The organism is Mesotoga sp. H07.pep.5.3 (genome assembly GCF_002752615.1).
Lineage (GTDB): Bacteria > Thermotogota > Thermotogae > Petrotogales > Kosmotogaceae > Mesotoga > Mesotoga prima.
Map to the genome: position 1 here is coordinate 1 of NZ_AYTV01000023.1, position 15,758 is coordinate 15,758.

11 protein-coding genes are annotated in these 15,758 nt (G+C 45.6%); 5 read left to right on the forward strand and 6 right to left on the reverse strand.

The annotated features are described in order from the left end of the window. The first annotated feature begins 1,330 nt into the window (after positions 1-1,330). The 4 genes from V513_RS10155 to V513_RS10170 all read left to right on the forward strand — a co-directional run bounded on the left by V513_RS10155 (position 1,331) and on the right by V513_RS10170 (position 7,990). The gene (locus V513_RS10155) at positions 1,331-2,677 is read left to right on the forward strand and encodes an AAA family ATPase (protein ID WP_099772744.1); all 1,347 of its coding nucleotides are present in this window, start codon (positions 1,331-1,333) and stop codon (positions 2,675-2,677) included. A 990-nt stretch (positions 2,678-3,667) separates the two neighbouring features. Further along, positions 3,668-5,473 (forward strand): hypothetical protein, encoded by a 1,806-nt coding sequence (locus tag V513_RS10160; RefSeq protein WP_099772659.1) that lies wholly within the window; start codon positions 3,668-3,670, stop codon positions 5,471-5,473. A gap of 162 nt (positions 5,474-5,635) precedes the next feature. Beyond that, positions 5,636-7,180: a transglutaminase domain-containing protein gene (locus V513_RS10165; protein ID WP_099772660.1), complete on the forward strand. Its 1,545-nt coding sequence runs from the start codon at positions 5,636-5,638 to the stop codon at positions 7,178-7,180. Between the two features lie 429 nt (positions 7,181-7,609). Further along, positions 7,610-7,990, forward strand: a complete 381-nt coding sequence (locus tag V513_RS10170; protein WP_099772661.1) for a hypothetical protein — start codon at positions 7,610-7,612, stop codon at positions 7,988-7,990. 833 nt (positions 7,991-8,823) lie between these two features. On the opposite strand, the gene V513_RS10175 is transcribed toward V513_RS10170, so the two are convergent. Next, positions 8,824-9,090 carry a HepT-like ribonuclease domain-containing protein gene (locus V513_RS10175; protein ID WP_099772662.1) on the reverse strand — a complete coding sequence of 89 codons (267 nt, stop codon included), beginning with the start codon at positions 9,088-9,090 and terminating at the stop codon, positions 8,824-8,826. A 74-nt stretch (positions 9,091-9,164) separates the two neighbouring features. Beyond that, positions 9,165-9,461 (reverse strand): nucleotidyltransferase family protein, encoded by a 297-nt coding sequence (locus V513_RS10180; RefSeq protein ID WP_099772663.1) that lies wholly within the window; start codon positions 9,459-9,461, stop codon positions 9,165-9,167. 1,499 nt (positions 9,462-10,960) lie between these two features. Between V513_RS10180 and V513_RS10185 the strand changes: the two genes are divergently transcribed. Further along, positions 10,961-11,236: a hypothetical protein gene (locus V513_RS10185; protein WP_099772664.1), complete on the forward strand. Its 276-nt coding sequence runs from the start codon at positions 10,961-10,963 to the stop codon at positions 11,234-11,236. Between the two features lie 306 nt (positions 11,237-11,542). On the opposite strand, the gene V513_RS10190 is transcribed toward V513_RS10185, so the two are convergent. The 4 genes from V513_RS10190 to V513_RS10205 all read right to left on the reverse strand — a co-directional run bounded on the left by V513_RS10190 (position 11,543) and on the right by V513_RS10205 (position 15,510). Further along, a complete protein-coding gene (locus V513_RS10190) occupies positions 11,543-12,067 on the reverse strand; it encodes a hypothetical protein (RefSeq protein ID WP_099772665.1) in 525 nt (174 codons plus the stop codon). A 9-nt stretch (positions 12,068-12,076) separates the two neighbouring features. Next, positions 12,077-12,460, reverse strand: coding sequence for a hypothetical protein (locus tag V513_RS10195; protein WP_143752429.1), 384 nt, complete (start codon positions 12,458-12,460; stop codon positions 12,077-12,079). Then, a complete protein-coding gene (locus V513_RS10200; protein ID WP_180274877.1) occupies positions 12,457-13,230 on the reverse strand; it encodes a TIGR04255 family protein in 774 nt (257 codons plus the stop codon). Before V513_RS10200 ends, V513_RS10195 begins: the two co-directional genes overlap by 4 nt. 690 nt (positions 13,231-13,920) lie before the next feature. After that, a complete protein-coding gene (locus tag V513_RS10205) occupies positions 13,921-15,510 on the reverse strand; it encodes an InlB B-repeat-containing protein (protein ID WP_099772668.1) in 1,590 nt (529 codons plus the stop codon). Positions 15,511-15,758: the final 248 nt, after the last annotated feature.

The following is a 15,758-nucleotide window of genomic DNA, read 5'->3' on the forward strand; positions in this document are numbered from 1 at the left end:
TCCCCAATCAATTCCAACTATCTCCATAACTGCACCTCCGTTGCTTGTTTGGCAGTTTGTTGAGTGTTTCGTTTACCGCTGTTTTGGTCCTGAAGCATTCCTGCTCCGGATATTCTACTATCGTTCCTGAACACTCCTGGATGCAAGATGTTCTTGCCCAACTGGGCCTCGCAGGCTATAACCAAGAACTGGACTTATCTTGCATCCCCTGCCTCTCTTATTCTAACAAACAACCAAGAACGAAGAACAGATCGTCGCTCTGGAACTAAGAACATGCAGGTTTTGGAGAACGGTGACCGCTCAACGGCGAACGAATTTTGTTGCTCTTTCCAGCGCTCAGCGTTCCTTTACAAGCGGGAAGCGGCTCTTCTAGGTTAACGGAGAACCATTCAACGGTGAACCAGCATCTTTTGGTCTTACCAACCCGCAACCACCAACCCCGAACCCCGTCATTTATTCTTGCAACATGGAACAAGCAACTTGTAACTGCCCCTCATGAAGGACCAAGGACGGTTCTTCACAGCGCTCAGCGGGTTCTCCGCTTTTAAGCGTACAGCGGTTCTTATGCTTGCAACTTGGAACTGATATTTTGCTCTTACGAGCCCCCACCCAACTCGCTGCCATCGGCCACGGTCTTGAAAAGCCCAGATCCCGTGCAGACCACCCAAACAGATACATTTTGGGGCAGGCTCTACGGGATGACGGCGTGGAGATATAACGGGATGACCCTTAACAGGAGTTCCAAACAGGAGCCGCGAACAAGAGCATTTCAGGGCAGGCTCATTGGGGTAGGATCATCGGGACAGGCGCATGTGGCAGGATCATCGGGGAAGACTCCGCGGAATTACAGCCTTACTCCCTTCACGGTACTGGCATGCCTCAGGCCAGGAGTTCGAATCACTGCGCGGAAAGCGCGAACAGTTACAAGTTTCAAGATGCTGCCCCTGGGTTGACAAGCAAGGACTAAGGTGAGCGGGGCGAATCTCCTATAACCTCTTTTTACTATTCGGAAATGAATACGGGCGCCTTCCAAAATTCTATATGTTTAATCTCCGCCATTAAATACACCTGTTTTGAAGAACCAGTGGTGACATTCACTCCAGGGTTACAGGGAACATTTGAAGAAAATAGAAGGATGATCTATGCCTGTAAGTATCTAAACATGAGCAAAGTAGAATCAAGGAATGGGAAATTCTAGGTTTGCCCTGAAAGAGAGGTGCTTACTTCGGGCCAAAATAGGGGAAGCGTCAAGGGAAAGGTTGCAAATGCTGCTCTGAAAATTGTATACTATACAGTAAGTTACTGGTCAGTATACAAATCGGAGGCAAGAATGAAATTCTTTGATCGTGACGATGAGCTGGCGTTTTTTGAGGGGCTCACGAAGAGGAAGTCAAAGAAAATGGTCGCGCTCTTTGGGCGCAGGAGGATCGGAAAAACCACACTTTTGAAGAAGGTTTATCCGGATGCGCAATACTTCTTTGTAGATACTCGCTCCTCGGAGACTCTGCTGAAAGACTTCTCTTCACAGATATTCGAAGGAAGCTTTGACAGCTGGGAAGGCTTCTTCAGGGCGTTGTTTCGCCTTCAGGAAGTAGTGATCTTCGACGAGTTTCAGAACTTCATGAGAGTCGATCAATCGGTCTTTTCGATCCTACAGAAAGTTTGGGACGAGAATTCAGGAAGAGGATTACTGATTCTTTGTGGATCATATGTGGGGATGATGAAGCGAATCTTTCTGGACCAGAAGGCACCACTCTTCGGAAGGTGCGATCACAAAGTCGAGCTGAACCAGTTCCGCTTCAGGGAAGCTCTCGAGATGATGCGAAGCTTCGGCTATTCATTTGAAGAGGCTGTAGAGTGGTACTCAGTTCTCGGTGGCATTCCACAATATTTGTGGCTTCTTGAAGAAAAGGCCTCTTTTGAGATGAAGATTCGAGAACTCTTCTTTAACAGGTTCTCGCCCCTTCGGGAGGAGGGCAAGAATCTTCTTGTTGGTGAGTTTGGAACGGAGCATCCGGGCTACTTCTCGATACTTGAGGCGGTCGGTTATTTCGACAGAGATGCCGGCGAGATTGCCGACAGAACGGGTATGGAACGCACAAAGGCGATGAAATACCTTTCCGAGCTTACAAACAGCTACGGAATAATCGGCAGGGTAGAAAATCTCCTTTCGAAATCGAAACGCGGTCTGAGATACACTATTCAGGACAACTTCCTTTCATTCTGGATGAAGTATATCTATTCAAGACAGAACGCCGTAGAATTTGATTCCGAACAGGCCTTAACATATACTATTGAGAATCTTGGAGAATACATTGGCAGAGCATTTGAATCAATCGCGAAATCACTCATCCCGGATCTCTACAGGTCTGGAAAGATTCCCTTTCTGCCGGAGAAAGTCGGTAAACACTGGGGCAAAATTCCGGGCACCAGGAACAAGACCTATGAGGTAGATCTCATAGGGGAGTCGCGCGACAGAATTCTGGTATTCGAGTGCAAATGGAGAAAGGCCCCGGTTGGACCTGAAGTAGCAGAAGAGTTGATAGAGAAGATGCAGTACATTCCTGACAAGAGGGTCAAAGTACCGGTTATTATAAGCAAGTCCGGTTTCAAAACGAAGATGCCGAAAGAAGTTCTGCTAATTGACTTGCACGATCTAGAAGAATCACTTCGATGATAAAGCCAGTGCTACTGAGTTTGTCGTACCGCCAAGCCATGGCATTCTCGAGCTACTCTCCAACTTGTAGGAAAGAAGATGCGATGTCCGCTACTGAAGGCGACATTGACCGTCAATGGTCCTCAGGGAAGAACAGTTGCAACAAGGGAGCATCTGGCAACTAATCCTTTGATTCCCCAGTTTGCTACCCCCGACCACGGCCTTCAAAAGCCCAGGTCCCGAAACAAGTTCGGGATGACAATGAGAGGGACGACTGAGAAGTCATGACGGGAATGATAGAGCTGGTTATTTCAAAACGTCTGAATCGGTCATGCTGAACTCGTTTCAGCATTCAGGCTTACCGAAAACATCACATTCCGTGACAGCGTCCTGTAATTCTTAAGAACACAACATCACGTCATTCTGAACTTGATTCAGAATCTCGATGCTCTCTTCTTGAATGTCACTAATGAGTTTACTTAATAGCCCTTAAGAAAAAGGTCTTCTTCTTCTCCTTACAACTTGCATCTTGGAACTTGCAACCGTTCTTTTCTGAGAACGGAGAACCATTCAACGGCGATACGGTTTCACTCTGGTCTTTCCAACTCCCAACCCCCGGCCACGGCCTTCAAAAGCCCGGATCCCGAAACAAGTTCGGGATGACAATGAGAGGGACGACTGAGAAGTGATGACGGGAATGATAGAGCTGGTTATTTCAAAACGTCTGAATCGGTCATGCTGAACTCGTTTCAGCATCCAGGCTTACCGAAAACATCACATTCCGTGACAGCGTCCTGTAATTCTTAAGAACACAACATTCCGTCTGAACTCGTTTCAGCATCTTGTGTTTATTGACTTTGACCAAGAACGAAGAACAGATCCTCGTTCTGGAACAAAGAACAGACTCTTTTGTGTTTCTGTGAATAAAGTGTAAGATTGAATCGGGAAAGCTATGCAAAGTGAACCAAATGCCTTTATTCAAACCCATCATAAAAAAAGGGAGGAAAAGAAATGTTCAAGAAGATCCTCGTGTTTCTTTCTCTATTCACCTTGATAGCGCTCGGCGGCTGCTCTCTATTCAGGGCTATCAAGATTGAGATTCCCGATCAGCAGGTGACAGAGGGCCAAGAACTGGTTGTTGACCTCAATCAGTTCGTATTATCATCTGTCTCCGACGGGATATCATTCTCGGTAAGCAGCGGACCCGGGAGAATCGACGGAAAGAACTATGTATTTACCTCTTTGCCCGGTGACGGCGAAAATAGCCCTTTCAATGTGAGAGTGAGCGCAAGTGATGAAGGCAAGAGTGGAGTCGCGGAGTTCCTGATCAACGTAAATCCCATTCCGGAAGGTGAAAAGGCCGAGATCAAGCTATCTGGGGAGACTGCCGAAGAGTCTGAAGAGATTATTGACGACTTCGTGAAGAGGAATCCTGAGAATCCCGAAGGTCATGCCATTCGTGGAGCTATGAAGGCCATTCCGCAATTACTGAAGCTTCTGGACATATACAATTCGCAGATTGGTTCTCTTGACATTGCAGGAACATTTGATCGAAGCGAAATGCTGGCTGGTTTCGAAGAACTTGTTTCGAATCCAGATCAAGTTGTTCAAAGCATTTCAGCGGATATTCGCGCAAAACTGCTTAATATGAAGCTGAGATCTTCGTTGATTCTCAGAAATCCGGAGCTTCTGGTAAATTTCCTTGCTTCAAGCAGCTCCATAGCAGAGAATTCCGGTTTTTCACTTTGCGGGGAGATCGGAGATTTTCAGGATGAGATGGAGGAGTACGCTGACAGCCTTCAGGAAGTCTGGGGCGATATCTCCTATCTGAGTGGAGAGATGAATATTGTTGTGAAAGTATTTCTCAACGAATTCGACTGGGACAAAGATGGAGTTGTCGAAAGCGCCAGAGAGCTGATGCTCGAAGTAGTGAGCGAAGACAATTCTACAACCTACACAGAAAGCTTCCGTCTGTATACGGATATCCTTTTCCTGGAGAAGGAGCCGAAGGGAGATCACATAGTCTCGATCGAGGTTGATCCCGATGGCGGAGACGCGGTGTTCGATCTCGATTTCTGGTTCATGATCTCACAGAGACTTGAAATAGAGTACGCTCCCCGATTCGATGAAAATGATTATCTTGTAATCGATGAAGGAGAAATAGCAATTTTGAAAATGCTGGTCGGCAGTGCCCTTTCAAGCGCCAGAGCATTTACGGTTTATGATCTCGAGCCATCGGAGGCTTTCATGGAGTATTTAGAAGACGCCGATGATGAGATAGATCCTCCGGAGATCGATACAAATAATGACGGAAATATCGATGCGTCAGAAGTCAAGGCATTTATCGGCACATCCTTCTTGACATTCAGGAACCCCTCCAAAAGTCCTCTATGGCTGAGTTCAATAAGGGATACCCTTTTGGAAGCACCTGAAACTACGTTACTTCTGGCAGATGATCTCTTCAGCGACACTCAGACCGAAGACAATAAGCACAACCTGACTTCACAGTGGTACATCCCGTTCGGTCAGGATGCTTACGATGCCATGGCAGAAAATGCGAGCGAACAGGAGGAACTTCTGGACTACATAAGGCCAAACGGAGAAGATCTCGATACTGAGATCCCGGTCGATGAAGATGAAAAGACTATTATCCTGAGACTCTACAACATCTTCGATCACCCCGAACGTTTTTCAGATCTCTTAAGCTTCTTCCCCACCCTCATAAACTATGAGATGCTTGAGGGAATTGAATTCCCTGATCCGACGTTTGGTGGCGTCGTAGTTAACCTTCCGAAGACGATCTCGCCGGATAACTGAGGTCGGACTCAATCGAGATAATTGTGGGGCAACGAGTTGTAGAAAACGGTTCGTTGCCCCATTTGCTGGAAGTAATCAAAGCATGATACTGCTGTCGAATTTTCCAAAGGAGTTATGGGTTTTCTTAAGGCTTCTGAAAGAAGATCATCGGGAGGTGTTACAATGAAGCACCTGCTACTTGTTTTGATTGTATTGGGTCTCTTTCTCTTTTCTGGGTGCGGCCTATTACAGTACTTCACCGTAGCCGAGGCTGTCGATCAAGAGACTGTAGAGGAGTCAGTTGTTGAGAAACTCAAGAACAGCAATGGAATCGAAGTTCCCGTTTTCAGAGGGTATTTTCTCAATGTCGATTATTCTAATCCGGAGTTGTTTTTGCAATGTGGCCCCCAGACCCGAATCACAGATGAGATTGCCGCGATCGCCGATCAGTTTAATGACAAGAAGGATCTTTCAACAATTATAGAGATATACGGCTGGATGATGCGAAATCTGAGGGGGGTTGAGGGAGAAAAGTTCGGTAGAACATCACACGAGATCATAACATCAGGAGGGGTGACGGGCTGCACAGACTATGGACTAGCCTTCGTCTCGCTTGCAAGAGCAAAGGGGATTCCTTCCGTTTTCATCCAGACTGCACGGATTGACTGGATCGAGGCAAGAAAGAGCTCAAACAGCGGCATGATAGTAGGTCACATTCTTGTAGAAGTCTTTATAGAAGGAAAATGGTATCTCGTAGACTCGACTTCCGGCAGGCTTTACCTTAACTACGACAGAAACAACTTCTCACTCCCCGACGGGTACTATGTGTTTGCGAAATCCATTGAGGTATGGGATTCCGGGGCAATAAACGAGAGAGAGAACTGGCAGATGATGATGGATCTCTTCTGGATCTTTGATCCTTCAGTCTATAACAATCCGGGATACGACTATATTGACCTCACGACAGGGGAGACGAAGTCATCCGGAGTCTTCACCGGCCACTCAACCGTCATAGGAAGCTCGGCTCTGATTTTTGGAAAACAGAGTCCGGTTGAACTGTTCGACGATAGATTCACGGCGCATCTTTCTAACAAGAGGCTTCTCGATCTTTACTTCGCCGATATAGACGAGGTGATGAGTACTCAGAGGATAATAGTCCTCCACTCTCTTGATCAGCCCGCCACGATGCCCGACTACATGTTGGGCATTATACCGGAGTTCTCGTCTTCGGAAACGCCCGTAATCCTGAACGAAATCAGGGACGGCAGGAGAATTGTTCTTATAATGACAGATACAACAGACGAATTGATGAAAATAATCAAAGAACTGCCCGAGGACTTTTTGGACGGCCCGCTAAACGATGAAAATGTCCCTGATGTCGAAATAGTGAATGACTCAGTTCTAGTTTATGGGATGAGCAACCCGGTGGGAGTATTCGAAGAAAGATTCATAAAAGGATTTTCAAGAAAGGGCTTTCTTAGTCTTGGCAATTCACAATACGAAAGATTTCTGGAGACGGAACTCGTCGTAGTCCTCTACTCACTCGATTATCCCGACAAAATGCCATTTTATATCGAAGAATATCTGCCGGAGTTCTCGTCTTCGGAACTACCTGTAATAGTGAACGAATGGAGAGAAGGTAAGCAGATAATCTTAATCAAGACATCTACCGAGGCGGAACTGATCGATTTGATCGGGCAACTTCCGGATGACTTTCTTTTGAGGTAGGAAGATTAAGCTTCACTCATAAAAGTCTCGATACAACGGAAAAACGGTCTGTATACTGCACAGTAAGTTACTGGCCAGTATACTAATTTGAAGAAACACTCTAAAACGCTCATAAAAAAAGTGGTTTAAGGTTCCCGATTTCATGTACTTGCTTGGGTGAGAAAGTCTCAGTCCGAGCAAAAAGCGTGACTCTCTGCATGGAGTTTAAGCCATAGTCGCTGCGTATTTTCCTTTATTTCTAGCCGAACGCTAAACCATCCAACGGCAAACCAGTTTCTTTTGCTCTTCCTACCACCTACCCCGTACCTGCTACCACGGGTCCTCTTGCGTCCAAATAAATATCCTTGTAAAACTGAATTGCTCTCGCTTTTTTCTTTTACTCCCTTGGTGCTAAGATTGGCATGAATATGAGTCGAAGGAGCTGAGAGAATGAGGATAGCGAAGTCGCGTTCATGGGAGGCTTTCAGGACTGGAAAGGAACATGGAGTCTGGGGTTGCAACAGAAAGAGATACGGCAACTGGAAGCCCGGAGAGAGACTGGTTTTCTTCATCGAAAACAACGGCGTTGCAATTTGTGAGATAACTGGAGAGCAGTTTCAGTCTGACGAAATCATCTGGGAGGACAACCTCTTTCCCAACAGAATAAAGTTTAGCTGCTCGAATGTTCTAGAGGGAAAGAGTGGAGCCGAGCTTCAGGCTTCGATCAAGAAGATTCTGAGGGAAGGTTACGGTCCCACTTATGGGACACTAATTCTTTTCGGAACGAAGATACCCGAAGAGCTCGAGAAAAAGATCGAAGAGCTCATATAGATTTCTCCAATAAAAAAACATACAAACCTTCTGCGGAAACCGGCAGAAGGTTTTTTGACTCATAGTGAATCGGGAAATCTCTTCGAATTCTGAAATCTATGAATCTGAAAACGCGAATACGTTATTCTAAACATGAGGTGCGTTCTCGATGTGCTCAACACACCCCGTCGACAAAGCGCCGTCTACACATCACTCATCTCTGTGTTCTTGATCTTAAATCTGCTCTTGGTCTCTTCTCGGAGGACGGGGAACCGTTGACGGACAACACTATTGACGGACAGCACTATCTTCAGCAGCAATCATCGGGTACTTGATTTTGAAGCGTAGAGCGTCTCTCAGGATCGAGATGCTGAAACAAGTTCAGATGAAGGATTTAGACGCTTTCGGAACAAGCATTCGTTGTCATTCCACGGAGCCTGCCCTGAAATGCTCTGTTCAGGGTCATCCCGAACTTGTTTCGGGATCTTGGTGTTGATCTTATCCAAGAACGAAGAACCTGGACGCGCAGCGTCGGAACGAAGAACTACTCTTTCTAGGGTCGGTTCCATGATCCGGAACGGGCAACGAAGAACGGCTCTTAAGAGCAAGATGCTGAAAGAAGTTCAGACGAATTATTACGCTTTCGGAACAAGCATTCGTTGTCATTCCACGGAGCCTGCCCTGAAATGCTCTGTTCAGGGTCATCCCGAACTTGTTTCGGGATCTTGGTGTCGATCTTATCCAAGAACGAAGAACCTGGACGCGCAGCGTCGGAACGAAGAACTACTCTTTCTAGGGTCGGTTCCATGATCCGGAACGGGCAACGAAGAACGGCTTTTCACAGCCTTCAGCGATCAATGGGTCTTATTCATTATCTTTGACAAGTCACTTTTCAGTACCGGAAGACTTTCCTGAACGGTTTTCCAGACGATCTCAAGATCCGTTTCAAGGTACTCATGAATAAGTACATCGCGCATTCCGGCGATTTCCTTCCAGGGAATGTTCGGATGCATTGTTCGAAATGAAAGGGGAATTTTCTTGACCGTTTCACCAATTAGCAGTAAGGCGTACAGAACTGAGTAGTTGATCGATCTCTTATGTTCGAATTCGCTAAAAGACACTCAATGGAGAAAACCTTCGATTTCTCCTATGAGCCTAAGGATCTCTTTAATATGTTTCTCCGCGTCGTATGGTCTCACGATATGTATTTGACCTCGCACAAGACCCGATCCTCATAGTCTTTTCTTAATGCTCTGCGAGTTACCAGATCAACCTGCTTTTCAAGCAATGATGAGAGGTCGTTCTTAAGCCTTATGAACTCGAAGAGATCGGGAGTCTGTTCGAAATCAACAAGAATGTCCACGTCACTGTTTTCAGTGTATGAATTTGTCGCGTAGGAACCAAAGACCCCAATGGTTCTTACATTGTACTCCTCTTTCAGCTCTGAAAGCTTCCCGGAGAGCTTTGAAACTATCTCCTCCAGAGTATTCATACTGTTCCTCCACAATCAGTATTGTTCTAGCAAATTATAGCATTGACGGTCTCAATGCCCGCTTCGCTGGTAAACAAAGGATCGGGTTAGGAAGCAGGGTTAATAAGAGCGGGTGGAAAGAAAAAGTGCGGATAATACTCATTGCTAACAGTCCAGTCACTAAGGAAAAGTTCTCTGTTGACCGTTCAACTCTCCAGACCTGGGAGAGTAATGCTAAAGGAATAAACACGCCCGTTTTACTTCTAAATCCTAGAACCTGTGCAGAAAGTCTCACAGTGACAAAGACAGGCGTTAGCATTAGCAATTAGAGATAACAGTCTCCTTTTGCATCGCGTCATCTGAGATGATCCTGCTCAGAATCTCGCTCTTCTCGTGAGTGAGCGAACTCTCGATAACGCTCTTTCTCGCTTGATCTTATCCAAGGACCGGTCAATGATCCGGGGCGAGTCACGGAGGACGGCTCTTCACAGCGCACAGCGGCTCTCAGGATCGAGATGCTGAAACAAGTTCAGATGAAGGATTTAGACGCTTTCGGAACAAGCATTCGTTGTCATTCCACGGAGCCTGCCCTGAAATGCCTCTGTTCAGGGTCATCCCGAACTTGTTTCGGGATCTTGGTGTTGATCTTATCCAAGGACCGGTCCATGATTTGGGACGAGTCACGAAGGACGGCTCTTCACAGCGCTCAGCGGGTTCTCCGCTTTTAAGCGAAAAGCGGTTCTTATGCTTGCAACTTGGAACTCACAACTTGCAACTGATCTCCGAAGGACGGCTCTTAATGATCTTGATCTTAAATCCCCGCTTGAGCGGGGGGGACCGCTTGCGGTGGGGAGTGTGGTCTTTGAACAACTTTTGGAATAGGTTGGCCTTTTGCAAATGAACTACAAATTCACTCTTAACGTTGTTTGGTCTGTGATCCATAAATATGCTCCTAGAAGTAACCATGAATGAACATCGAACAACCGTCTCAGGGGACTATGTCAGGGCAGCAACTTTCCCAAACGTTGGAGACTCCTCCGCCACTACTTGGCCCTCCTCCCTCAGGGGAGGATTAAAAAAATCCTTATTCAGAAGCTCAAACAGTTTCTAAAGGATCTCCCTTGATCCGGGGCACGGACTGTTTTTCACTGCGAGAAGCATCTTCAAACAAACACCAGTCGTTTCGCCCGACATAGTGGGCGCTGGCCTGCATCAGCAGACTGGCTCCTGACTGCCTCCCGCGGAAGCGGCATCACTTCTACTGGTTTTCTGAGGACGGTGGACCGTTGACGATCAGCTGCTTCTTGGCGCGACTCACAACTTGCATCTTGGAACTTGCAACTGTCCTTTTCGGAGGACGGAGAACCGTCCAACGGCTAACCAGGTCCTTTTCTCTTTCCTACCACCAATCCGCTACCCCCAGCCCCGTTTTCTAAGCAATCTCTAAGCGGCTTTTAAGCGGGCTCCAAGAAACGGGCCGTAGACTGAGTATGTACCAAAAATCAATGGAGGTGTAAGAGATGAAAAAGATAGTGTTAATTACGATAGCGGTTCTTCTGATCGGTGGAATGACACTGGCAGTAGGCTACGGAACGAAGACGATGCAGAGAGTTCAGGATCCTACAACCTGTGAGAACTTCGTAGATGCAGACGGCGACGGAATAAACGACAACTGCCCGAATGACGGTGTAAGAGAACTGAAGAATGCCCAGGACGGAACAGGTTACAGGCACGGAGCCTCTGGCGAAAAGGGACCGGGACTCGGCAGAGGATTTGGAAAAGCAGCACAGCTCTAAGAGATAAAACCCCTACTCAATCAAGTCAAGGGCCCGAAAGGGCCCTTGTTCTTATAACAATGAAATCGACTTTGACAGCATGAATTCTGAAAGGCGCTAAAAAAGGGCACAATCGAAAGCAAATCCAGGCGTACCACCGCATTTTCAAATCACCGCGCCCATGATTCGTTGAGTATATCAAAGTCCCCACACTTGACTTGAGCTTTTCTTTTGTGGGTTACGTTCATTGCCCTTCATGAAAAAGAAGCTCTTTCCGAAAAGCCAAAAGAAACGAAGAAATCTTGTTTCCAGGTTCTAAATCTTCTCCTACTTGAATCTAGGAATATCGGCAGGTAATCCCACTCTCATGAAAAATCTCGCGAAGGCTTGTGCGAGGTGTTCCCTGTACGGAGGAAGCAAACGAAGCCGGTTTCCTTGTTTTCTCAAATGTTCTATCAGAAAGTCATAGTGAACACCGTACACGTTTCTAAAATCAACTACCAAGAAGTCCTCTGTGAACTTGTCAATTTCGCTCCTGTTCAGGAGATGGAACGCATGAATATGTCCCCTGCGAAGATGTTCCTTCTCAGAGCTCCTTTTGAAATGAGGAATCAAATTCTCTATTACCTTTAGGGGCCAAACTGGACAGACAAGAACTAGATCAATCTTCTTGTTTGCTAAGTCGCAGGACTGACTCATAATCAAAACATCATAAGTAATTACATCGGCCTCGATCTGTTTGCATTCCTCGATTGTAGCTGGCGGAACTATTATTGGACATGAGTAGACGAAATCACCTTGCTCTGGCGGCTGGTCTTTCTCAACCGCCTTATACCAGGGATACTCTGCCATCAAGATCACCTATAACAAGTCGTCGTCATCCAGTCGGCTTGGCTGACCTTTCTTTACGTTTCTAATGGTCAATCTAATCTTGTACCTTGCTTTTGGGGGCAAATGGCCTGGCAGAGCTACAGAATCCCATGCTTCTCTCACACTGGGAACAATTTCTGAAGTCCCTGTCTCCGAGAACCAGACGGGAAGCAATGTATCAAGCACAGTACCGGCGTCGGCAAAACCACTTGATCTGCAACCCGATTCGATTATCCTTGAAGGATTCAATGTCTGGTACAATGCTGATTCTGGGAATTGCCTGGACAAGACAGAGGAATTCTCGAAAACTGACGAAGCCGTCCCGTTAGGCAATACATAGGGATCGTATTCTCTAACCGTAATAGCTAACATCACTGAAACCTCCTGATTAAATCACCTTCAATCAACCCAAAGAACCATTCTTCCGCCAAAGAGTGAGCTTCAGAAACCCATTTCATGATTTCCACAACCGAACTGAGAGCTTCATCTGAGATCCTAACAATCTGTGTATCCCAGAGCAGAACATCTCTCTCATTCTTCTTGCCTCGCATTACCCGGAAATTCAATTGACCATCTTCTTCCTTTGTCGGAAAAGCATATCTAAAATCAAATGCAATAGGGTTCTTGTCTAAACTGCATTTCTCAAAGAGCTTGTTGTCCATCTCAGCGTTCACTTTCAGATTCCTCTGCAAAAAACGAAACAAGTCTTCCGAAGAGTAATCAAAACCTATCGCATCAATATATCTGAGGGAAAGCATATTAACCTTCAAGTTGATGTTTGGATCTGGATAAGACTCAAAGAAATCTTTGATCAACCTGTCAATCCTGTAACTGAAGTCATCCCATGAATAGTCCTCAGTCGCATTCAGCGTGATAATTCCGGGCCCCAACTGCACCAATGGCCAAGACTCTTGCCCCTTTCGGAACCGGTGCTGAACAACAAAAGGCGCCATTTCGTCAGGTATAGAAGCTGATGGAAGCTGTTCGTGAAAAGGGTATTCGTCACGAATTCTACTGTATAAACTTCCCAAAACTATCCTATAATGGGGATCGACTATCGATCCTGACTCCTGGGTTTTCAGAGCCCAGCGTAACTCAAATATTGCCTCGACTAGAGGTTTGTTCTTAAGAATTGGCCTCTTCATGTTAAACACCAATCTCATGTAGAAAATACTTTCATTATCGCCTAGTAATATATTAGCATACGTAACTTCTCTATCGAATTTCTGAGCCGATTCACAGACGAGCCAAGCTATGAGTTAGAGAAGACTCCGAAGAAGAATTCAGAAGAAGAAAATGACACGAACCTACAGAAGAATTCCTTTGCATTGAAGGACTGAATTGCAGTCGTCAACCATGTCAAAAGGCAGAAAATCATCAATATCCAAATAGGGAAGAGATAGGAAGTGACTTCAAACTAGAAGGAATCATACTAAGAGAAGTGTCATTGAGAACCGTGCCGCTGCCGTGAAAAGAGGAGAAGTGATCTCAACGCCAAACACGAAGTCCCTATGTTCGAGATGAGACAACTCTATCCTTTGACAGCACGAATTCCAAAACGCGCTAAAGAACGGCTGAATTGAATGGAAATCCAGACGTACCACCGCATTTTCAAATCACCGCGCCCATGATTCGTTGAATATGCCTATTTATCTATTACGACCTGGGTATTTCTTTTGCCTGTCATATTCAATTAACTCTTCAGAAAAAGACATGGTCCTCCGAAAAACTAGTTTACCCTTGAGGGACAGCGATGATGATATAGAATGAAAACGCAATCCTCCTCACTAGTCTTGTTTAGCCATCAGAAGCTTTGTCTTGCTTTCCCGGATTTTTCATGGTGTTGGGGTATCTGGATGCGGCTCAACCAAGAATGGCTCGTAGGGAATTATCCCGGCACATTCTAAATCGTCCGTCCTGTCAAAAATCATACTCTGGATTGTCTCCTCATCAGTTGTAGACCAGTAGTTTTTAGTACCAATCATTGCTGCTGCATCGTAACCCGGCTGAAGTTTCAAAGCCACGCTATCAGTATCAGCAAAAGTATTAAATTCAACAACTGTGTTTGAGTCATTGTAACTTGCCCAATTTTGGACGACAAACTCTGACGGAAAAACAAATTGTTTAACCGGTTTAGAGAAGAAGTTGTTCCTTATGAAGACTGTTGCATCATCAGTGCCGATGCTAAAACCACCGAACCCGACAAATGTGTTCCCTTCTATAAAGCAGTCCGACTTCGGGTACCAAATGTAAACGTATTGATCCAGATCTTCAATCCTGCAACCCAGTAACTTCAAGCTACCATGTCCACTCTGGTTACCAGGAGGGAGAATCTCGCATCGGGATAGAAAGGCATTAGATATTGATATGCAAAATTCATCATCATAAGATGCCTCTCCGGTTATTGTGGTTGAGAAAATCTCAACGTGATTGTTCTCATCACCTTCAACGATCAGTTTTCCCCACACCTGCATCATCATATCATTTCCTACTACAGTTACTCCTGGTTCAATTGTGAGGGTAGCGTCTTCGTGAATCTGGACATTGTCTGAAAGACAATAGCACTGGTCTGCTTCCCAGGTAGTGTCTTCCCATATAATTCCTCCCACAAGAACCCTGTCTTCTTCAACAACGATTCTGAAAGTATCCTCATCTGTGCTTCCATTGATATCGCTAACAGTTATGACGACGTTATATTCTCCGGCATCACCGCATCTAGTGGAGAAGCGGTACGTTGATTCAGCTATCGTTCCAACACCACTAGTCAATTCAAAAGTCAACGGGTCATCATCACAATCTTCAGCAAATTCATTTAGATCAAGAGTTAGTGTATTACCTTCTTCTACCACTTGATCCGGAATGGACATTGTTGGAGAGTGGTTTATATTGATTTCCTCAAAGAACGCTTTGACGGTTTTGGATTGATCCATCAAAAGTGTAGTTTCAGGAAGCGTTGAGTATTCGATTCCGTCAACTTCCCATCTGATGAATTCCCATCCTTGATCGGGAGTCGCTTCTATACTAACCGAGGTATCTTCCTCGTATGAGTGATTTCCTACTCCCGGCAAGACAGTTCCACTGCCTTCAGGTTCGAGCATGGTGAGTGTGTAAACTTCCAGCGGGATTTCCTCAAAGAACGCCCTAACAGTTTTCGCCTCGTTCATCATAAGTGTTGTTTCTGCGCCAGCTGAATACTCTAAACCGTTTACTTCCCACTTGACAAACTGCCAGCCAGTAGAAGCATTCGCAGATAGTACAACTTCTGCTCCATTAACGAAATTGTAGACGCCAGGTTCTGGTACAACTGTTCCCTGACCTACAGGTTGCTGCATTGTTAGTTTGTACTGGGTAGGCCCAAGGATATTACACCCTACTAGGGCGAGAAGTAGCAAAGACAGACAGAGGAAAGAACAAAGCTTCTTCATTTCAGAACCTCCCTTTAATAATTATAGGATGCCTATCTCAATAGTAACTTAAATGACATTGCATTCAAAATCGATGCACTAATTTTCTTCAGTTAGAATCATATTGACTATATTAGGTGAATTTGAAAGCGTTTTCGGATGTCTTTTTGCCTAAAGTAAGTGAAGAGTAATTTATATATAATATTATTTGCTTGGCAGGTGCCAATATTCGAGAATTCGTGAGGATATAAAATCCCCGGGTCTGCAGA